Annotated in this window: 17 protein-coding genes; 9 read left to right on the forward strand and 8 right to left on the reverse strand. The window is 62.0% G+C overall.

Annotation, left to right across the window (positions count from 1 at the left end; all coding sequences use genetic code 11):
* Position 1: 1 nt before the first annotated feature.
* The 4 genes from V6766_RS20860 to V6766_RS20875 all read right to left on the reverse strand — a co-directional run bounded on the left by V6766_RS20860 (position 2) and on the right by V6766_RS20875 (position 3,643).
* Complete coding sequence (locus V6766_RS20860) at positions 2-703, reverse strand: ABC transporter ATP-binding protein (protein WP_448469798.1); 702 nt, start codon at positions 701-703, stop codon at positions 2-4.
* Positions 703-1,413, reverse strand: coding sequence for an ABC transporter ATP-binding protein (locus tag V6766_RS20865; protein ID WP_448469832.1), 711 nt, complete (start codon positions 1,411-1,413; stop codon positions 703-705). Before V6766_RS20865 ends, V6766_RS20860 begins: the two co-directional genes overlap by 1 nt.
* A gap of 15 nt (positions 1,414-1,428) precedes the next feature.
* Positions 1,429-2,715: an ABC transporter substrate-binding protein gene (locus V6766_RS20870; RefSeq protein WP_448469801.1), complete on the reverse strand. Its 1,287-nt coding sequence runs from the start codon at positions 2,713-2,715 to the stop codon at positions 1,429-1,431.
* A gap of 160 nt (positions 2,716-2,875) precedes the next feature.
* On the reverse strand, positions 2,876-3,643 hold the full coding sequence (locus tag V6766_RS20875) for an IclR family transcriptional regulator (protein WP_448469803.1): 768 nt from the start codon (positions 3,641-3,643) through the stop codon (positions 2,876-2,878).
* A gap of 274 nt (positions 3,644-3,917) precedes the next feature.
* Between V6766_RS20875 and V6766_RS20880 the strand changes: the two genes are divergently transcribed.
* The 7 genes from V6766_RS20880 to V6766_RS20910 are packed head-to-tail and all read left to right on the forward strand — an operon-like array spanning position 3,918 to position 11,616.
* The gene (locus V6766_RS20880) at positions 3,918-4,769 is read left to right on the forward strand and encodes a VOC family protein (RefSeq protein ID WP_448469805.1); all 852 of its coding nucleotides are present in this window, start codon (positions 3,918-3,920) and stop codon (positions 4,767-4,769) included.
* Positions 4,770-4,782: 13 nt separating this feature from the next.
* Positions 4,783-5,640 carry a fumarylacetoacetate hydrolase family protein gene (locus tag V6766_RS20885; protein WP_448469807.1) on the forward strand — a complete coding sequence of 286 codons (858 nt, stop codon included), beginning with the start codon at positions 4,783-4,785 and terminating at the stop codon, positions 5,638-5,640.
* A gap of 1 nt (position 5,641) precedes the next feature.
* The gene (locus V6766_RS20890; protein WP_448469809.1) at positions 5,642-7,291 is read left to right on the forward strand and encodes a bifunctional 3-(3-hydroxy-phenyl)propionate/3-hydroxycinnamic acid hydroxylase; all 1,650 of its coding nucleotides are present in this window, start codon (positions 5,642-5,644) and stop codon (positions 7,289-7,291) included.
* A gap of 22 nt (positions 7,292-7,313) precedes the next feature.
* On the forward strand, positions 7,314-8,285 hold the full coding sequence (locus V6766_RS20895) for a TRAP transporter substrate-binding protein (RefSeq protein ID WP_448469811.1): 972 nt from the start codon (positions 7,314-7,316) through the stop codon (positions 8,283-8,285).
* Between the two features lie 55 nt (positions 8,286-8,340).
* A complete protein-coding gene (locus V6766_RS20900) occupies positions 8,341-8,850 on the forward strand; it encodes a TRAP transporter small permease (RefSeq protein ID WP_448469813.1) in 510 nt (169 codons plus the stop codon).
* Positions 8,847-10,118 carry a TRAP transporter large permease gene (locus V6766_RS20905; protein ID WP_448469815.1) on the forward strand — a complete coding sequence of 424 codons (1,272 nt, stop codon included), beginning with the start codon at positions 8,847-8,849 and terminating at the stop codon, positions 10,116-10,118. The genes V6766_RS20900 and V6766_RS20905 overlap by 4 nt, the downstream gene beginning before the upstream one ends.
* 37 nt (positions 10,119-10,155) lie before the next feature.
* Positions 10,156-11,616, forward strand: a complete 1,461-nt coding sequence (locus tag V6766_RS20910; protein ID WP_448469817.1) for an aldehyde dehydrogenase family protein — start codon at positions 10,156-10,158, stop codon at positions 11,614-11,616.
* A 221-nt stretch (positions 11,617-11,837) separates the two neighbouring features.
* Here V6766_RS20910 and V6766_RS20915 read toward each other — a convergent pair whose 3' ends face one another.
* The 3 genes from V6766_RS20915 to V6766_RS20925 all read right to left on the reverse strand — a co-directional run bounded on the left by V6766_RS20915 (position 11,838) and on the right by V6766_RS20925 (position 17,642).
* Positions 11,838-14,927, reverse strand: a complete 3,090-nt coding sequence (locus tag V6766_RS20915) for an efflux RND transporter permease subunit (protein ID WP_448469819.1) — start codon at positions 14,925-14,927, stop codon at positions 11,838-11,840.
* Positions 14,924-16,063: an efflux RND transporter periplasmic adaptor subunit gene (locus V6766_RS20920; RefSeq protein WP_448469822.1), complete on the reverse strand. Its 1,140-nt coding sequence runs from the start codon at positions 16,061-16,063 to the stop codon at positions 14,924-14,926. The genes V6766_RS20915 and V6766_RS20920 overlap by 4 nt, the downstream gene beginning before the upstream one ends.
* A 115-nt stretch (positions 16,064-16,178) precedes the next feature.
* Complete coding sequence (locus V6766_RS20925; protein WP_448469824.1) at positions 16,179-17,642, reverse strand: efflux transporter outer membrane subunit; 1,464 nt, start codon at positions 17,640-17,642, stop codon at positions 16,179-16,181.
* A 222-nt stretch (positions 17,643-17,864) separates the two neighbouring features.
* Here V6766_RS20925 and V6766_RS20930 point away from each other — a divergent pair, with 222 nt between their 5' ends.
* Both V6766_RS20930 and V6766_RS20935 read left to right on the forward strand, forming a co-directional pair.
* The gene (locus V6766_RS20930) at positions 17,865-18,551 is read left to right on the forward strand and encodes a response regulator (protein ID WP_448469826.1); all 687 of its coding nucleotides are present in this window, start codon (positions 17,865-17,867) and stop codon (positions 18,549-18,551) included.
* On the forward strand, positions 18,551-19,816 hold the full coding sequence (locus V6766_RS20935) for a HAMP domain-containing sensor histidine kinase (RefSeq protein ID WP_448469828.1): 1,266 nt from the start codon (positions 18,551-18,553) through the stop codon (positions 19,814-19,816). The genes V6766_RS20930 and V6766_RS20935 overlap by 1 nt, the downstream gene beginning before the upstream one ends.
* A gap of 259 nt (positions 19,817-20,075) precedes the next feature.
* On the opposite strand, the gene V6766_RS20940 is transcribed toward V6766_RS20935, so the two are convergent.
* A complete protein-coding gene (locus tag V6766_RS20940) occupies positions 20,076-20,597 on the reverse strand; it encodes a DUF6653 family protein (RefSeq protein WP_448469830.1) in 522 nt (173 codons plus the stop codon).
* Positions 20,598-21,242 lie beyond the last annotated feature (645 nt).

Raw genomic sequence — 21,242 nt, forward strand, 5'->3', positions numbered from 1 at the left:
GTCATTCTCCGAAATAGCTGGCGGCGATCTGTTCGCGCGGGACTTCGCCGGTGCGGCCGGCCAGCGAGACGCGACCTTCGAGCATGCAGACGAAGTGATCCGCCATGGCGAGCGCGCGGGTGATATCCTGCTCGACAAGGATCATGCTGACCCCATGGTCGCGAATGCGTGGCAGCACCTCGTAAATGTCCGCGATGATCTTGGGCGACAGTCCGAGACTGATTTCGTCGCAGAGCAGCAGACGGGGGTTCATCATCAGCGCGCGGCCGATCGCGACCATTTGCTGCTGACCGCCAGACAGTTGACGCGCGCGTTGCTTGCGCCGCTCGGACAGAGCGGGAAAAATCTCGTAGACCTGCGGCAAGCCGATCTCTCCCGGCCGACCCGTATACCCGCCGATCCTGAGGTTCTCCTCGATCGTCAGGTTGGGGAAAAGCTGCCGGCCCTCCGGCACCAGGGCGATGCCCGAGGCTATCCGGTCGGGCGTCGAGCGTCCGGAAATATCCTCGCCGGCAAAGCGCATCACGCCCGTGGCGCGCGGCACCTGGCCTATGATGGCGCGTAGCGTCGAACTCTTGCCCGCCCCATTCGCGCCGATGAGCGACAGGATTTCGCCTTCCTGGCAAATGATGTCGACACCGTGCACGGAATGAAACGCGCCGTAAAAGACGTTGAGACCGCGAAGCTCCAGAAGCGTGCTCACTATTCCACCCCCAGATAGAGATTGCGCACCTTGGGATCGGCCATGACCTGCTCAGGCGTGCCGCTGGCGATCAGGCTGCCCTCGGCCAGAACAACGAGCCGTGTCGCCACCCGGATCAGGGCATGAACGATATGTTCGATCCAGACGATGGTGACGCCTTCGGCCTTGATCGTCTCCAGGATGTCCAGAAGCGCGCCGCACTCGCTGTTGGTGAGCCCACCGGCTATTTCATCAAGCAGCAGAAGCCGCGGGGAGGTGCCGAGCGCCTTGGCCAGTTCAAGCCGTTTGAGGTCAAGCAATGGCAGGTCGCCCGCCGGTGTTCGCGCCCGATGCGACAGCTGACAGAGATCCAGTATCCGGTTGACCTCCGGCCGGGCGACGGCGATGCCGCGGCCCTTGGCCTGGGTCGCGCTCACCAGCACGTTTTCGAAGACCGAGAGGTGGACAAACGGATGCGGGATCTGGAATGTACGTCCGATCCCGCTGCGGACCCGCGTCCACGGGTTGGCCCTGGTAACGTCATTCCCGTCCAGGCGTATGCTTCCCTCGGTCGGGCGTAGGTTGCCGGAAATCAGATTGAAAAATGTGCTTTTCCCGGCCCCGTTGGGGCCGAGAATGCCGAGCGCTTCCCCACGCGCCACCGACAGGTCGATCCCGTCGATGACCTTGAGCGCGCCGAAGTGCTTCTTGAGTTGCGAAACCTCGAGCATGGTCACGCCGGCGGCTCAGCCGTAAGGGATCGGGAAGGGGGCGCGCGAGACGGGTACGCTTGGATGGAAGCTGTTTTCGACCACCGCCATGTCATAGGGGAACGGGTAATCTCCGCCCGCCTTGACCCACTGCACGGAAACCAGCCCGAGCTTCGCCGAGTTCGGCACGGGGCCGGTCGCAAAATCGATGGTTCCGCAGAGTGTCTCCAGCCGGGTCGCGCCGAGAGCCGCGTTGACGCTTTCGGGGTCATCGAGATCATCGGCACGCCGCAGCGTATCGATGAGCACTTCGAGCATGGCATAACGCGAGCCGACGCCCGCCGTCCATTGGCGCCCGGTCTCCGTCTCATAGGCGCGGGCGATCTCGGAGGCCGAGGTGCCGTCAAGGGAGGAGACATAGGGGAATTCCGGGGTCCACCAGATCGGCACGGAAACCCCGACCGCCTTGTCGCCCAAAGGCTGGACGGAGGCCGGATACTCCGACGATTTGCCCGCGATCATCGCTTTCGGCTGAAAACCCTGCTGAGCGCACTGGGTCCAGAACAGCGTGAAGTCCGGCGGCGGCATGATGCCCTGGACGATGTTCACGCCGCTGTCGCGGAATTTCGCGATCTGGGTCGAGAAGCTCGAGGTCGGCAGGTCGAAGCGACCCGGATCGACGATAGTGTATCCGGCTGCGCCGAAGCCCTCCGTAAAAGCCTGCGACAGGACGACGCCGTCGGCATCATTCGGCCAGAGGCCGCCGACCGTGCCGCCGGGGGCGATCTTGTCCATGAAGGCGAGCATGGCGCCGGCATAGGTCGCAACATCGAAAAAGGCGCAATAGGTGTAGTCGAAACCCTGCTCTGGATCGCCATTGCGGCCGAAGAACCATGGTTCGATCGGCACATCGGAGGCCAGGCAGGGCACGCCGTTGAGCTCGCATTGGTCGGAGGCCGGATTGGCATTTTCCGGGCCGCCGTAACACAGAACCACATCGACGCCTTCGGACAGTATGAGGTCCTGCGTCACCTCCGCCGCGCGGTTGGGGTTCGACTGGGTGTCGCGTTCAACCACTTCAAGCGGGTAGCGCACGCCGGCGTTCTCGATGGCGCCGCCGGTCGCTTCCAGAATGCGCGCGACGACGAATTCGGTCGGTTCCGCGAAGGCGGCCATGGGGCCGGTCCTGGGGGAGACGATCCCGATCTTGAGCGTGCGCCCGGCGGCAAACGCCGGACGGATGGAACGGCCGATAAGGGTTCCGGCAACCGCGTATGCGCCGCCGAGTAGCAGCGCTTCGCGCCGCGTGGGTTTAAATGACATTGCTATCCTCCCGAAACGACCCTTACACGATCACATGAAATGAAAGGGTCTCTGCGATAGAATTCGCAAAAATCAATTTAATAGTCAAACTAAAATCACAAAATTATCGAAATAAGATAAAATCAACATAGTATGAATTCTATTTTATTGATATTTTGCGCTAGTTCGCCTCCTTCGCGTCGGCAGCGCGTTCGGCCATGAAGCCTTCGATCATCCGCGCGGTCGAGGAGAGGGCAGCATAGATTTGCGGGCGTATTTCCTCGGTGAGCGTGCGCTCCTCGACGATGGCCGAGAGCGACGCGTTGATGCCGAGCTCGGTGCTTCGCAGCGGTGCCGCGATCCCGACAAGACCGGTATCGATCTCGCCATGGGTTTCGCTGATCCCGATCTTCCGGATGCTCGTAAACTCAGCATAGAGTGCCTCGCCGTCATCTTTCTCACGGCTGGTGCCTTGGGCAATGAGCGACATGATTTGGCGTTTCGGCAGCGTTGAGAGCACGGCTTTCGATGTCGCGCCGCGCAACAGGGGCATGGGGCGACCGAGTTCATAGCTTGTGGCGAAGGTGGCAACGCTTGAGCGCTCTTCGGCGACGCACATGACCGTTCTGCCGTAAAGCCGGGCAAGAATGGTCGTGCAGGGGCAGGGGATCTGACTCAGCAGCGGGCGAAGAAATTTCGAGCCGGACAGGACCAGAGGGTCGGTCAGTTTCAGGCGGCGATAATATTCCACGAAGAGCGGCCCGAGCCGGTAGCGCGATTCCACGGTGCTTTCCAGCAGGTCGGCGGCGACCATCTCCCGAATCAGCCGGTAGAGCGTGCTGGCGGAGGTGTCGAGAGCAGCCGATATCTCGGCGACGGTCCACGTCGGATAAGCCTGGTCAAACAACGCAAGGATCCGTGTGTAGCGCGTAATTCCCGTCGTCGTCATGGCTCTCTCTCATGCTTTCTTCTGGATAACGTTTTTATCTTTTATCGGCAAAAACCGAAAATCAACAGTGGTTTGGTTCCGGATAACAGGATTCCTTCGGCATTTTATTCTCCTGTTTCTGGACAGCGCTTTCACGCCGGCCTGCTTTGATGTTTGGTGGACATTTAGGATTATAAAAATATAAAAATTACCTAAAAATGATAAATATTAAAAATAGCACTTGTTAATTTGTCGAAGATAGATAATCGTAACGAAAATCGTAAGGGAGGACATAATGTCGCACAATGCTGTTCAGGCGGGGGCATATCTGCATCACGTCGCCTTCGAGAGTTCCGATCCGGAACGGCTCGCCAATTTCTACGCCGCCAATATGGACATGGAGGTGGAAAGGGTTTCGGCTACCGAATATCGGTGCCTGGGCCCGATGCGCCGGTTTGTGGCAGTGAAGGGCGAGGACAGAAAGCTGGCTTATGCCGGGCTGGCCTACCGGAACGCGGATGTTCTTGCCGCACAGCGCGCGCAGGTGGTTTCCAGTGGCGTCGAGATCCTTGAGAGCGTCTCGCCCTATTTCGAGGATGGCGCCTTTGCCGTTCGCGACAATGACGGGCACCTGATCTGCTTCGGAGTGGCAAGACAGCGCACCACCGCCTATCTGCCGGAGCGCGAAGGGCTGCATGCCCCCATCCAGCATCTCACCTTTGCCACGCAGGATCTCGACGGCTTCAGGGACTTCTATGTCGACAAGCTCGGCTTCTTCCTTTCGGATCGTGTGCTGCACGAAAACGGCCAGCCAGCGACTGTGTTCACCACAACCAACCACGAACATCACACTATCGCGTGCTTCCTGTCCGATCGCACCGGCGTCGATCATCATTCCTACGAAGCGGGCAGTTTCGAAAACATCAAGAAGTTCTGCGACCGGTTCGCCGCCAACAACGTTCTGTTGACCTGGGGGCCGGGCCGTCACGGGCCGGGCAACAATCTGTTCGTGTTCTACACGGACCCGGACGGAAACTGGATCGAAATCTCCGGCGAACTGGAAACGATTTACGATCGCACGGTCATCGACTGGCCGCAGGATCCGCGCACGCTCAACAAATGGGGCCGCGCCATTCTGCGCTCGTGACAGGAGGTTTCCCATGAAATTCATCAGCTTTACTCGCCTCGGCAAGACCGGCATGGGCGCTGTGGTCGACGGGGGAATTGTCGATCTGACCGGCCGGATCCGTCCCCAGATTGACAGCCTCAAGGCCTTGATCGCCGCCGATCTTCTCGCTGAGGCCGCCGACTACGTCGAATCGTGCGCGCCGGAGATGGCACTCAGCGATGTCACCTTGCTGCCGGTGATCCCGGACGCGGGCAAGATCCTCTGCGTGGGCCTCAACTACGAGACCCACCGCGCCGAGACCAAGCGGCCCGATGCGAAATATCCAACGATGTTCACCCGCTACGCCGACAGCCAGATCGCGCACGGTGCGCCTATGATCCGTCCGGCTGTCTCCGAAAGGCTGGATTATGAAGGCGAAATGGCCGTCATTATCGGACGCGGCGGACGCAACATCGCTGAAGAAGACGCGCTTTCGCATGTGGCGGGTTATGCCTGCTACAATGACGGCACCATTCGCGACTGGCAGCGCCACACCCACCAGTTCGGCCCCGGCAAGACCTTTCCGGGCACCGGTGCTTTCGGGCCTTTTATGGTGAGCGCCGACACGGTTGGCGATTACCGGGAACTGCCGATCCGCACGCGCCTCAATGGCGAGGTGGTGCAGGATGCGACGCTCGCCGACCTGATCTTTCCGGTCCCGCGATTGATCGCCTATATCTCGACCTATACGCCGCTTTCGGCGGGGGACGTTATTGTCACGGGTACGCCCGGGGGCGTCGGCGATCGCCGCGATCCGCCGGTTTATCTCAAGCCCGGCGATGTGGTCGAGGTCGAAATCGGCCGGCTCGGCACGCTCGTCAACCCGGTCATGGACGAGAGCGGGCTCTGATATGCGGGCCACATCTCTGGATGCAGATATCCTTGTCGTCGGAGCGGGGCCAACCGGTCTTTTGCTGACCAATCTTCTCGGTTCGATGGGGATCGGCACCATACTCATAGAGCGCAACGAAACCACGGTCGCGGAGCCGCGCGCGGTATCCATTGACGATGAATCCATGCGCGCGCTGCAGGCCGCCGGCCTGTCTGCCGAGATTTCCGCAATCACGGCCAAAGGTTACGGATCGCTCTACAAGGGGCCATCGGGCCGCGTCTTTGCCGAGGTCAAACCTTTCGTCAAGGAATATGGCTTTGACAAGCGCAATGCATTCGAGCAGCCCGAATTCGAAGCCACGCTGCGCCGCGCGCTCGCGCGCCATGCCATGGTCGACGCCCGTTTCGGCGCAGCCCTGACGAGCTTTGAGCAGGCAGGAGATCACGTTGCAGCGCATGTGCTGGAAAACGGCACGGCCCGTCAGCTGCGCGCTCGCTACATGGTGGCCGCCGACGGTGGTCGCTCGATGGTGCGCAAGGCCCTTGGCATTGAGATGGAGGGGGCCACGTTCGAGGAACCCTGGCTGATCGTCGATCTCAAAACCACGCGGAACCGCTGCTTCCACACCGAGGTTTTCTGTGATCCGAAGCGCTCTGCGATCACCTTGCCCGGTCCGGGCGGGATTCGCCGCTACGAGTTCAAGCTCAATGCCGGAGAAACCGCCGAGGAAGCCGAACGCGAGGCTTTCGCGCGTCGCCTTCTCGCCGAGGTGGGGCCGGATCGCGATGAGCCGATAAGGCGGCAGAAGGTCTACACCTTCCACGCCCGCATTGCCTCGCGCTGGCGCGACGGGCGCGTGTTCCTGGCCGGCGATGCGGCGCATCTGACACCGCCTTTTGCGGGGCAGGGCATGAACAGCGGCCTTCGTGACGCCCATAATCTTGCCTGGAAACTGGCCGAGGCGCTTGCCATGGCCGACCCCGAAGACCTGCTCGACAGCTACCAGACCGAACGCAAGCCGCATGCCTGGTCGATGATCGAACTCGCGCTCAGGATGGGCAAGGTGATGATGCCCGATTCAGCCTTGCGCGGAATGGCGATCCGAACGGGTTTCCGGCTCCTGGGGCTTTATCGACCGGCGCGCGATTACGTCGCGCAGATGAAATACAAGCCCAAGCCGAAGTTCCACGCGGGCATGATCCGGCCGTCCACGGCGAGCACAGGCGCGGCTGCCGTCGGGCGCATGATACCCCAGCCGCTGGTGACCCGGCCCGGCAGGGAGGAATGCCTGCTCGACGACTGCCTGCCGGATCGTCCGGTGGTGCTGGTATTCGATGAGATGCCCGATCGCTTTGTCAGCGCCGAGCTCAATGCGCGGTTCGAGGCGGCAGGTGCCGCCGTTATCGGCCTGACGCCAGAGTGGATGAACCCGGTCGCCGCATCGTTTCCGATCCTGCACGACCGGAGCCGGTTCTTCTCGAACCAGCCGTTCCGGGGCTGTCTGGCGCACGGGCTGTTGCTGCGCCGGGACCGTTATGTGGCGGCGATCGAACCTGTCGCAACGCTTGAGAACTTGTTGCCCATGATCGAACGCCTCGCGGCGCCGGTCACCGTGGAAAGCCACGGAACGTTCGTGCCGGAAGAGGAGCCGGCGCGAAAGCGATCTTGAAACCATGAGGGAGGAGACCATTATGAAACATCTGACAACAGGGCTTTTGACCGGCCTGACGCTCTGCCTTTGGCTCGGCGCAGGCATGGCGGCACAATCACGGGAATTGAAGTTCTCAACGCCCACGCCCGAACCGCATATCATGACAAAATCGGCGTATCACCTGGCCGATGCCTTTGCGCAGGCGAATACCGGCGATACGATCGAGGTATTCCCGGTCAACAAGCTTGGCGATGTTCCGACCGTTCTGTCATTGCTGCAAAGCGGCGCGGTCGAGCTCGCCGTCGTGCCGGTGGGCGATCTCGCCAATCGCGATCCGTCGTTCCTGGCGTGGTTTCTGCCCTATCAGTTCGAGACGCTGGCAGAGGCGGGCGAGGCCGCCGACAGCGCGCCGGCGCAGGAAATGCTCGCCCGGCTCGATGCGCAGGGCATCAAGGGGCTAGGCTATGTTTTCCCCGGTCAGCGCCATCTGCTGTCGAAACAGCCCATTACGTCGGTCGCGGATATCTCCGGGCTGAAGGTCCGCGCCTTTCCCAATGATATCTTCAACAGTTGGTGGCGCGATCTGGGAGCAGCACCCACGGCCCTGCCTCTGCCGGAAATCATGCCATCGCTGGTGACGGGGGTGATCGACGCGGTCGACGTCGACATCGACATCGTCTCCGGCCTGCAGATGCAGAAACAGGCGCCCTACCTGATCTTGACCAACCACATGGCCTTTCCCGCCGCGATATTGGCCTCGGCGCGCTGGTGGAACAGCTTGAGCCCCGAAGAACAGTCCCGCTTCGAAGAGATGGTGGCCGAAACGCAGGATTGGGCGATCGCGACCCAGACTGCGGGGGAGGCGGCGCAGCTCGATAAACTCGCCGCCGACGGAGCGCAGATCGGCGCGATTGATGATCCAGCACTTCAGGCGGCGGGCGAGGCGGTCCGAAACGCTTTTCTCGACCGTGATCCGCTGATCCGCCGCTTCTACGAAGCCAATCAGAATTGAGCGCCTTGCCGCCGGCATACCGTGCCGGCGGCAGATTTCTGTTCGGGAGATATCCATGAAACATCTCAAAATGCTCGACCGGTACATGTTTCGCCTGGAGCTTTTCATCGCCGTGCTTGCGATGACGGGGCTTGTAGCGATCCTGATCGCGCAGGTGATCTGCCGCTACCTGCTGAAATCTCCCCTGTTCTTTGCCGAGGAACTTGCGCTTGTGCTCATGATCGTCGCGACTTTCGCCGGTTTCAGTCTGATGGTGGCTGAAGGGCGGCTGATCACGATCGATCTTTTCGGCGGACGGGTCGGTGCCCGCACCCATGCCGTCATCGGCTGGGTGATGCGGCTGACGGTGCTTGCCCTTGCGGCGGCGCTGGCGGCTTTTTCCATTCGCTACCTGATGGTGCCCTGGGTCTGGGCGGAACGCTCCGCCACGCTTGGCCTGCCGCGCGCGCTGCTCTATGCGATCGTGACCGCGGAACTTTGTTTTCTGGTGTTCCATCAGTTCGTGCAGCTTGTCGATACCTGGCCTGCCCGCGGCGGACGGCAACAGGGCGAGAGCGCGACATGATCACACTCGCCGCCTTTTTCCTCTTCCTGTGTCTCGGCCTGCCGATCATCTTTTTGTTGCTGATGGCGGCGATTGTCTTCGCGTGGACCAATGATGCGTCGGTCCTGTTCGACAGTTTTCTCGTGCAATCGGTGAAAGGGATCGAAGCCAACGGGTTCCTGGCCATCCCGCTCTACATGCTGGTGGGCGAGATCATGAACCGGGGCGGCATTACCGAGCGGCTGATCCGTACATCGATGCGGATCGTCGGCCGGATGCGCGGCGGACTGGCCTTCGTCAACGTGCTGACGAATGCATTCGCCGCCGCCATTCTCGGCTCGGCGACCGCGCAGATCGCGATCATGTCGCGCTCCATCGTGCCGGAAATGGAGCGCCAGGGCTACAGTCGCCAGTTTGCCACCGGCCTGACGGTGGCCACCGGGCTCCTGGGTCCGATCATTCCGCCGTCCATGCTGATGATCATCTATGGCGTCCTGGCCTATCAGTCGGTGGCGGCGCTGTTCATTGCCGGTCTCATTCCCGGCCTGTTGCTTATGGCGGCCTTCTTTGTGACGGTCTGGCTCTCGAAGTCGCATCTGCCTGAGGTGGACGAGAGCCGTCTTCCCGGCGGAACCTGGCGCGAGATCGCGGCGGATGCCCTTCCGGGCCTCATTCCGCTGACAATCATCTGGGGCGTCGTCTCTGGCGCCATGACGCCGACGGAAGCCGGGGCGTTGGCTGCGGTGGTCGCGCTGTTGCTCTCGACGGTGGTCTATCGCCGGCTCGGGTTTCGCGATTTCGTGCCGGTCATGCACAATGTCGTGCTGTCCTCCGCCTCGATTATCATGCTGATCGGCTTTGCCACACTGCTCGGCTGGACGCTGGCCTACGAGGCCGTGCCGGATATGCTGGCGCGCGCCATTGCGTCCATCGCGATCGGGCAGGTGAGCTTTCTCGTTCTTGTCTGTGCTGCGGTGTTCGTCCTGGGGATGTTTCTCGACGGGATCGGCGTGCTGATCGTGACCGTCCCGGTGCTGTTGCCGATCGCCACCCAATTTGGCGTCGATCCAGTGCATTTCGGCGTGGTATTGGCGATTGCCACACTGACCGGGTTGGTATCGCCGCCCGTTGGGCCGGGGCTTTATCTCGCCTTGGATGCGACGGGTTTGAAGATGATGCAGGTGTTTCGCGGCGCACTGCCGTTTCTGGCAGCCTTTATGGTGGTTCTGGCGATCATCATCCTGCTGCCCGTTCTTTCCGTCTGGTTGCCGGCAGTCGCCGGACTATAGTTAAACTGATGTATTTCGGGAGCGTCTGGAGGAAACCATGAAAGAGCAGACATCATTGCCGGCCTATGAGGGCTTCACGGGGCAATATATCAACGGGCAGTGGTGCGCCGGTTCGGCGATGCGCGAGCTCGATGACATCAACCCCTATGACGGCAGCCTGCTGACCCGGATCGCCATGGCGGGACGGGACGACCTCGACCGGGCCTACGAGGCCGCGCGCGAGGCACAGAAAGACTGGGCACTGGCCCTTCCGAAGGAGCGGGCGGCGATCTTCCATAATGCGGTCGGCATTCTCGACAGCCGGCGCGCCGAAATCATCGACTGGGTCATCCGCGAATCCGGTTCGACGCGGATGAAAGCCACGGCCGAGTTCGAGGCGGTTCGCGCCGGCATGGCCGAAGCCGCCAGCATGCCCTACCTGATGCATGGCATGATCATGCCGGTTGATCATCCGGGAAAGGAGGCGCGCGTCTACCGCAAGCCCGTGGGGGTGATCGGGGTCATCAGCCCGTGGAATTTTCCGCTTCATCTCTCCAACCGTTCGGTCGCGCCGGCCATCGCGCTCGGCAACGCGGTTGTGCTCAAGCCCGCCAGCGACACGCCGGTGACCGGCGGTCTTCTTCTGGCGAAGATCTACGAGGAAGCGGGCCTGCCCGCCGGGGTTCTCAATGTGGTGATCGGCGCCGGGTCGGAGATTGGCGACGCCTTCTGTGCCCATCCGATCCCGCGGATCATCAGCTTTACCGGCTCGACCGAGGTCGGTCAGCGCATCGCACAGGTTGCCGCCGGTTCGACCCGTCTGAAGAAGCTCGGACTGGAGCTTGGCGGCAATGCGCCGCTCGTCATTCTCGATGACGCCGACATCGCCATGGCCGTCAATGCGGCTGTTGTCGGTCGCTTCCTGCATTGCGGGCAGATCTGCATGAGCACCAATCGCATCATTGTCGATGACGCGCTTCATGACGACTTTCTGGAAGCCTATTGCGCGGCGGTGTCGGGCATCAAATATGGCGACCCGAATGCGGAGGACACGATGATCGGGCCTCTGTGCAATGATGCGCAGGTTCAGTCCGTCACCGGACTGATCGAGTCCGGTCGCCAGCAGGGTTTCGATCTGCGCGTCTCCGGCCCGGTGGAGGGGCGGATCGTGCCGCCGCACGTCTTCGCCGGTGTAGACCATCGCTCGCGCCTTGCGCAGAGTGAAATCTTCGGGCCCGTCGCCCCGGTGATCCGCGCCGCAAACGAAGGCGAAGCGCTCGCTTTCGCAAACGATACCGAATATGGGCTTTCAAGCGCGGTGATCACCGGCGACGAACAGCGCGGACTGCGTTTCGCGCAGGGACTTGAGGCGGGAATGACCCACATCAACGACATCACGATCCATGACTTTCCCCATGTGATGTTCGGCGGCGAAAAGAACTCCGGCCTTGGCCGCTTCAACGGTCATTGGATCGTCGAGGAGTTCACGACGGATCACCTCGTGACGGTTCAACGTTGAACTCTGCTCGACGCTTCTGCAAGCAGGGCATTAGGGTGGTCGCCTTGCCGGTATAGCTCGTTTTAATATGACGCACCATGAAAAGTAAAACCGCCGATGCCCATCTCGATCTCTTGCTCGGAGGCATCGGCAACTGATAGCGAAGGATGTCGTGCGAGCCGACATCGTCTTAGCGAGACGCTCCACGCTGTTGCCGCATTTCGGGCGGCGCTGCGCTTGACCTACTTGGCCGCCGTCGCATCGCTGTTTTTCGGCCGTTTTCCAAACAGTTTCATGATACCGCGCGCGACATCGTCGATCAGCGTGTAGATCACCGGAATGACGAGAAGGCTGAGCATGGTCGAGGTGATCAGTCCGCCGATGACGACGACGGCCATGGGCTGGCGGAAGCTCGGATCGCCCTCCACGAGGCTGAGCGCCGCCGGCAGCATGCCGGCCGACATGGCGACGGTGGTCATGATGATCGGCCGTGCCCGCTTGTGGCAGGCATCGACGATGGCTTCGAACCGCGCCATGCCATGGCGCCGGGCCTCGATCGCGTATTCCACGAGCAGGATCGAGTTCTTCGAGACGATGCCCATCAGCAACAGGAGGCCGATCACCGCCGGCATCGAGAAGCTCGTTCCGGTGATCACCAGCGGGAACAGCGCGCCGCCGAGTGCGAGTGGCAGGGCCATCAGGATGGTGATCGGCTGGAGGAAGTCGTGGAACAGCAGGACAAGGACGGCGTAGACACAGAAAATGCCGATCGCCATCGCCGTGGCGAAGCTATCGAACAGCTCCGTCTGACGCTTCAGGTCGCCCTGTTCGACGAATGAGACGCCGGCCGGAAGGTTCCGGTAACTGTCGAGCTGCTGTGCTTCCCGGTTGACATCGGAGAGATTGCGGCCGTTGAGCTCGATCGTGACCGTCACGTTGCGCGAACGATCCAGCCGGTTGATTTCGCTGGGCGAGGCACCGATGGAAATGTCGGCGATCGTTCCAAGCGTGACATTGCCGTCGGTTCCCGCCACGGGAATAAGCCTGATCTGGTCCAGCGACTGGCGCGCGCTTTGTGCCAGTAGTACACGGATATCCAGTTGCCGCTCCGGCAGGTTCAGATGCGACAGCGCGGAATCGTAGGCGCCCGCGGTCGCCACCCGGATCGCGTCCGAGATCGCCCGGGAGGTCACCCCGTAGGAGGCGGCTTTCGCAAGATCGGGTGTGATGACGATTTCCGGCGATTGCAGGGCGGCCGACGAGGTGACATTGCCGATGCCCTTGATATGGGAGCGGATATCCTCTTCCAGCCGGGCCGCCGCGGACTCCAGCGTCTCGGAGTTGTCGCCGGCGAGCGTCAGCTGCAATTCGGTTCCGTTTCCGCCGCCGCCAATCTCGACCCGGGCTCCGGGTATCCCGTCGACGGCCTTGCGTATGTCGCTTTCGATCTCGGTCTGGGTCACGTCGCGGTCGTCAATATTGGTCAGGTTCACGACCAGCGTCGCCGATGTGACCGAGTCTGAGTCACCGCTGCTTCCGCCCATGCCGCCGGTGGACGCGCTGCCGGTTGCCTGGAAAATCCCGGTGACATGGTCGACCCCGGAGGCCAGTTCGGCGGCCTTCTTCGCGACTGCGTCGGTCTGTTCGATGGTCGAACCGGGCGTCGTCGTGATCGATATCTGTGTCTGGCTGTCATCGGAGGCCGGAAAGAAGCCGGTGGACAGATTGCCCAACAGCAGGACGGTCGCCGCCAAGAAAAGGATGACGCCCAGGACCGGAATCCACCGGCGCCTCAGTTCGCCCCGCACCACCGCGAGATAGTGGCGCATCAGCCAGCCGTCCCCGGACTTCGTCTTCGCCGGCGTCTTCATCATATAGGCCGCCATCATCGGCGTCACGAAACGGGCGACGAGCAGGGAGCAGAGGACGGCGACCGAGGCGGTGATGCCGAACTGCTTGAAGATGATGCCGATGATCCCGCTCATGAAGGCGGTCGGCAGGAACACGGCGATCAGGGTGAAGCTTGTGGCGATCACCGCAAGGCCGATCTCGTCCGCCGCCTCCATCGACGCATCATAGGCGTTCTTGCCCATTTGCATGTGCCGCTCGATATTCTCCACCTCGACGATCGCATCGTCGACGAGGATGCCCACGACCAGCGACAGGGCGAGCAGGGTCACCGTGTTCAGCGAATAGTTCAGCAGGTCCATGACCAGGAATGTCGGAATGATCGACAGCGGCAGGGCAACGGCCGAAAGCAGTGTCGCCCGCCAGTTGAGAAGGAACAGGAACACCACGACGACGGCGATCGCCGCGCCCTCATAGAGCATGTTCATCGATGCCAGGTAATTCTGCTCCGTTGGCAGGACGGTGTTGTAGGCCTCTTCGAGCGTAACCTCCGGGTGAGCCGCCGCGAAACCCGTCAACGCCTCGCGGACAGCGTCGGTCACGGCGAGGTCTGAATATCCCTTGAGGCGCTTGATCTGGGCTGCGATCACCGGCTTGCCGTCAAGATAGGCGAGCGATGTCAGGTCGGCATGGGTGTCGGTGACGGTTCCGAGTTCATCGAGACGCACCCATCCGCCATTCGGCAGCGGGATCGGCATGCGGCGCAGTTTCTCGACGCTTTCGGCGGCTGCGGCAACCCGCACGCTCTGCTTGTTGCCACCGACTTCCGCCTCGCCTCCGGAAAGGTCGCGCTGGACCGCCTCCAGCCGCGTGTTGATGTCTTCCGCGGTCAGGCCCATGCCATCCAGAAGAGCGGGATCGAGTTCGACGCGGATTTCGCGGTCGATGCCGCCGAGCCGTCCGACCTCGCCGACGCCATCCACTCGCATCAGCGCCTTCTCGAGATCGTTGTCGATGAACCAGCTCAACTCGGCATCATCGAGCTTGTCCGAACTCACCACATAGGTGATCAGCGGCGACGACCCGATGTCGCTCTTGGAGACGGTCGGCGCGTCCATATCGGACGGCAGGTCGCTCTGGGCCTGGTCGACGGCATTCTGGACTTCGTCCAGCGCGACCTGGGTATCCTTGCCGACCTGGAAGGCGACCGAAATCGAGACCGACCCGTCGGTGATGGTCGTGGTCACCGAATCCAGCATCGTCAGACCGGTCAACTGGTCCTCGATCTTGCGCGCCACCTCGGTTTCAAGCTGCGATGCAGCGGCGCCATCCTGCGTTGCCGATATCTCGATCGTCGGCAGGTCCATGTCGGGGAAATTCTGCACGTCCAGACGGTTGAAGGCCATCAGGCCCATGACCGTCAGCAGGACGAAGGCGAGGATCGGCGGGACTGGATAGCGGATTGCCCATGCGGAGAAATTCATTGTGTCGTCTCCTGGCCGGCGGTCCCGGTCTCGTCATCGACAACATTGACGGTCACGCCCTCCGAGAGGAACGCGCCTCCCGACTGGATCACCTCGGCATCGGAGGGAAAGTCGCCCAGAAGCTCGACCCGGTCATCCTGCCGCCGCCCGGTCTCGACCTTCACGCGCGTGACCTTGTTGCTGTCTTCGCCGTCGAGGACGAAGACATAGGAAAACCCGTCGGCGACCACGATCGCCGTCGAGGGCACGCTCAGAGCCGCGCTTTCGCCAAGCCTGAAGACGCCGCTCACCATCGTGTCGATGGTTGGCTGGGGGGCGTCTTTCGGTGGGGCGAGTTCGACATAAACGATCACGCGACCGTTCGTTGAAGAGGCCGAAGGGGCGATCTGCCGCACAGTGCCGGAAACCGTTCCCCTGGGGGAGGATATCTCGGCCGGGGTCCCGACCGCGATCTTCTCGAGTTCGTTCGCCGGCACTTCGGCCTGCCATTCGATCCTGTTGTCACGGATCAGCCGGAACATTTCCTCGCCCTGGCTCACCACGTCGCCGAGCGCGGCGCTGCGGGAAGAGACGACGCCGTCGCTGACGGCAACGATCCGGGTCCGCTCGAGATCGAGTTTTGAGGAAGCCAGTTCGGCCCTGGCGGAGTCGAGATCGGCTTTCGCCTTGCGCTCGTCCACGAGGTATTCGACGATCTGCTGATCGGAAACCGAGCCGGACCCCTTCAACTGCCGGGCCCGGTCGGCATCCGCCGTGGCCTTGTCCAGCGCTGCCTCTGCCGAATCCACCGAGGCTTGCAGGGCGGCGATGTCGTTCTTCAGGCGTTCCTGCGACAGTTCGGCGAGAACGTCGCCCTTCGCGACGCTGTCCCCGACATCCGCATTGACCGCCGTGACCCTGACCTGCCCGACCTCCGCCGAGATGACGGCCTCCTGCCATGCTTCAAGCCAGCCGCTGGCCGAAAGCTCTTCGGGCCATATTTCGCTCATGGGCCTCGCGACCGTTACCGACAATGCGGCCGGCGACGACTGTGCCTGCTCGGCGCCGCTGGCATGGCGCGCTGCGACCATATATCCGAGAAGCAGGCTGCCCAGCAGGCAAAAGATAATGGCGACAAGTCGAGAAATGGTCGTCATTCGTGTTCCCTTTAGATTTGTACGAAGCGAATGGAAGCCTCGCGCGATGTCGTTCTCCATCGGGGCCGCGCCTGCGTGGGGGAGCGGGCAGAGATTCGGGCGGCTGCCCGCCGTGTCATTTGCGTGCGATGACATGCGGGCCTTCCTGCGTGTCTTCTGCCAGCGGCTGCGACACGTCGATCATACCGCTCCAGCCGCCGCCAAGCGCCTTGTTCAGTGCGACGTAATATGTCGCGACATCGGCTCTCGACTGAATGAGGCTTTCCTCGGTTGAATAAAGCGAACGTTCTGAATCGAGCGTATCGAACAAATCCGTCTCGCCCGCTTCATAGGCTTGTTTCGAAAGCCGCACGGCATCGCGGTATCCCTTGGCGGAGGAGGAGAGGGAGCCGATCCGCGTCCGCGTCCGGTTGAGCGCGATGATCGCGTTGTCGACCTCTTCCAGCGCATTCAGGACCGCCGACTGGTAGTTGGCAAGGCTCTGGTCGCGCTCAGCCTTGGCGACGTCGACAGCGGCCTTCAATTGTCCGCCCTGGAAGATCGGTATGCTCAGTTGCGGTCCCCAGGACCAGCCGATCGTCGATTTTTCGCCGAGTTCCCCGAGAGACGTCGCCGATGTGCTGATCGAGCCCGTCAGCGACAGCGAAGGATAGCGGTTGGCCTCGGCCTCACCGATTTTCGCCGTGGCCTCGGCAAGCTGCCGCTCGGCCGAACGCACGTCGGGACGCGTGACCAGGACTTCGGCCGGAATGCCGACGGCGGTCTTGCCCGGCGGGGTGGGGATTGTCTTTCCGGCGTCCAGCATCGCATCGATTTCAGAGGCAGGCTTTGCCAGCAGAACGGCCAGTCTGTTCACCGACTCCGTGTACGAAATCTGGTAGGCGGGGACATCGGCTTCGGTCGACGCTGCCTGTGCCTCAGCCTTGCGCAGGTCGAAATCGGACACGAGGCCGACCTCGAGTTGGCTCTTCGTGAGCTTGGCCGTCTGCCACTGGGAAGCCGCGGAACGTTGCGCCAGGCTGGCGAGCTGCTGATATGCGCGTGCGTCGATGTAGTAGGACGCGACATCGCCAATCACGGTCACCAGCGTGTCACGCAACTCCTCCTCGGTGGATTGCGCGGCATAGCGCTGAGCCTCTACGGCCCGTTTGTTGCCGCCGAAAAGATCGAGCTCCCAAATGGAATCAAATCCACCCTCATACTGGGCATAGTCGCTCGAACCGGACGTGTTGGTCTGGGCGCGATTGTCTGTCGCCGAGGCGGAGCCGGACAGGGAGGGGAACAGGCTTCCCGACTGTTCGCGCGCCGTGGCGCGCGCCGCGCGGACCGCTGCCTTGGCTTGGGCGATGTCGCGGTTGGACTGGATCGCCTGGTCCACGAGCTGGTCGAGAACGGGATCGTTGAATCGCTTCCACCAGTCGGCAAGCACGGGCGCGGACCGGGCGTCGGTCGCCGATCCGCTGGAGGCCCATTTGGCCGGAAGCGAAAGCGCGGGAGCGTGATAATCCGGTCCGACCACGCAACCGCTCAAGGTTGCGGACAGTGCCGCGATCGCCGAAAGACGGACCACGGTCACCATTGGCGCTCCTCTGTTGCGGCGACTTCAGGGCCGCCGTTCTGGCATCTATCGGCAACGTTGTGCAAATTACGGGGGCGCAAGGAACGATACTCCGGCTGGCGGTTACCGGACCTACATAAAGGCGGGGATGTGAAGCGCCGTTAAGAGTGTGTAAAGATAGGTAAAACTTCTTCTGTGTGCTGCCGCCGAATGTATGACTGCCGGTGGAAGAGGCCATCGAACATGCCAAATGTACTTCTGATCGACGACGACACGGAATTTACAGCGCTGCTGGGAGAGTATCTGCGTGACGAGGGTTTTCAGGTCGAGAGCTCCGTCGACGCGCGCGCAGGACTTTCTGCCGCCGAGGACGGTCACGTCGATATCATCGTGCTGGATGTCATGATGCCGCATGTCAACGGGATCGACGCCCTGCAGCGCATCCGCCGCAGAAGCGAGATTCCGGTGATCATGCTGACGGCCAAGGGCGACGATGTGGACTGCATCGCGGGTCTCAATCTCGGCGCCGACGATTACATCGCCAAGCCGTGCATGCCCGGTGAACTGGTTGCCCGGATCCGCGCGGTCCTCAGACGGACGGGCGCGAAGCCGGCGGGCGATGCCGATGGCCTGGGGGCCGGCGCGCTGCTGCTCTATCCCGGCACGCGCACGGCGCAATGGCAGGGCCAACCGCTGGAGCTTACCGGCACGGAGTTCAGCATTCTTGAAATCCTCGCGCGCAATGGCGGCCAGCTTGTCGCCAAGCAGGACATCTCGCGCCGCGTCTTCGGGCGCAATCTCGCCCCGTTCGATCGCCGGATCGATGTGCATATCAGCAGTATCCGGCAGAAGCTCGGCAATCGCCCCGACGGAACCACGTGGATCAAATCGGTGCGCGGCCAGGGGTACCAGCTTCTTCAGGAGACCTGATGCAGAAGCTTTTTCTGAATGCCTTCATCATGATTTGGCTGGCAATCGCCAGCTCGATCCTCGGTGTTCTGCTCGTCGCCTATGTCAGCCGGGCGACGCCCTTTGAAGAGGAGCTGCGGCAGCGGCAATCCGATTTCGCCCTCGCGGCCGCCGCCGGCCTGCTGGCTAGTTCCGGTCCGGCGGCGACGCGCGAGTTCATCGCGGTCGCGGGCAGTTCTCCGCTCGATGTCGGGCTGGAACTCACGGAAGTTTCCGGCCCGAACGCCTGTGCGGGAAGCGACAATACGAGGCGGGAACGGTTCGTCTCCGTCGGTGCGACGTGCTACAGGCTCGCGGCAGACGAACTCGAACGAAGCCTTTTCTCCCGACTGCTTCCACGCAGCATTCCCTGGGTTTCGGCCATCATCGCGGCAGCGCTGGCGGCGTTCTGGCTCGCCCGGTATCTCACGCATCCGGTGCAGGAGATCAAAGTCGGTCTGAGGGCGCTGGCCGAGGGCCGTTTCAGCACCCGCATCGGCGACCGTATCGACCGCAAGCGCGACGAGATCGCCGGCCTTGCCTATGATTTCGATCTGACAGCGGAGCGACTGGAAGAGTTCCAGGATGTCCAGCGCCGGCTGTTCCACGATGTTTCCCACGAACTGCGTTCCCCGCTGGCGCGGCTGCAGGTCGCGATCAGCCTTCTGAAGAAAAACCCGGCACGCATGGAAGCGATGACGAGCCGGCTGGAGCGTGAGATCAGTCGGATCGATGATCTTGTCGAGGAGGTCCTGACCCTTGCAAAACTCAATGCCTCGGAGCCTTTGCCACTGCAGCGACAGACGGTCGACATCATCGATCTCATCGCGGATATCATCGATGATTGCCGGTTTGAAAGCCTCACGAAGAACGTGACGATCAGCTACGAGGGGCTGACATCCTCTGTCGTCGCGGTCAACGGCGAACTGATTTACAGGGCAATCGAAAATGTCATCCGCAACGCGGTCAAATACTCTCCGCCCGGCTCCGAGGTCGCGGTCACCGCGATCCGCCGCATCGACGCGCTGGAGATCAGGGTCCAGGATAGCGGGCCGGGGATACCGCGCGAGCACCTGAAGAGCATTTTCCGGCCCTTCGAACGTGTCGATACGGGCGGCGAAAGCCAGCTCGGCTTCGGTCTCGGCCTTTCCATCGCCCAGAGAGCGCTTCATGTCCACGGCGGCGATATCCGCGCCGACCTCAACGAAGAGGGCGGTCTATCGGTGGTCCTGCGCATTCCTTTGTAAGGGCGGTGGACTTGTGTTTCTTTGATGCGCAGGGCTCAGCACACCGGGCTGCTGTCTGGTCTGGCGACGACCATTCAGCTTTTGGGCCGCCTCATCCTGACGATCGAAAATGTCGGCGTTCGCCTGGTTGGGCGACTGATAGACTTTCTTTCGGAGCCGTGGGGTTTTCAGGGAAGAGAGGAAGAACTCCGTCGCCACGCTGTCCGAGCAAGTGCTCGGCCTGCACATGGGGTAGGCCACGCCATTTCCCTGTCCATGTTCATGCAGGAGTGCCCCCAGACGACCATGCTGCATACTGGGCGTTCTGCTTCTCCATATCGCTGTAGAGCCAGGCCATGCGGTCGAGAAACCAGAGCTTGAGCAGCATGGTCAGCGCCATTCCGGAAAGCGTGGCCCATAGATCGAGCCAGATGAGGCCGGCTAGGTAAACCAGGCCGGAAACGGCCGAAAGCGCGTTCAACAGATTGCCGGCGCGCTCGTGATGGGCGGGAATGGGCACGCTTTTGCGTCTGAGCCAGACCCGTTCGCCGAAAATCCCGCGCGTCATCCAGTTGTCCTTGCGGGCGGGCGGCGAAAAAAGCCTTGGGTTCAGCCAGACCCAGGCAAGGGCTGCAATGGCCGGCAGGATGGCCCAGGGCCCGATCAGCACCCGGCTCCAGGCGGCAAGCGCGATCGCAGGCAGGACCGTCAGTCGGCTCCATCCGCTCCACGGGCTGGCATGGCGCTGCCAGGTGCTGTCGTCCATCATCATCAGCTTTTCGGCATATTCTGCAAATTTCATCGACCGATGCTCTCCGTGTTTGTGCCTGCGGCCATGTTCTCTGTGCTTGCGCGCCGGTCGCCGGAGCCGGCCGGTAGCTATCCTGAAGCCGCGCCCGAACAGAAGCGCCCAGAGTGCCCCGGCCAGAACCCGCCTCAGATTATGCGAATCCGTTTCGATGCGCGAGCCGCCGACAAAGAACGCCGCCAATATGACGACGGTTTTCACCGCCGGCGACTTTTGGAGACAGGCGTTGGCGAGGCTGCTGGCCCCGAATCCTGCCGCCGCGCCACGCCAGCACGGCGACCCCAATCCCTCTACGCCTTCGTCAACGGCTTCCGCATCGGCGAGGCAAAGAACCTGTTTTCTTTCGAGACGCGCCCGGTTCTCGATATCGCCTAGGATACAGGTGCCGGAACACGGTGTGCTCGACCCATGGGGGAAGCGCGATCTCGTGCTTGTGTACTGATCCGTCGGGAGAAGGTGCCGAGGGCAACTGATGTGGCTGTTCGGCGCGGTCCGGTCATAAAGCACTTCGCCTTTCGGCATTAGATCAGATTGCGTGAGACGCGGTTTCCGACGTTGATCAATGGTGGTCGTCGCCGGTGCTCGTCAGACGCTGCTTAAAAGCAGGCTGGTTTCGCTGTTGGAGACGCCTTCGATCAT

It is taken from the genome of Martelella sp. AMO21009, assembly GCF_053484295.1.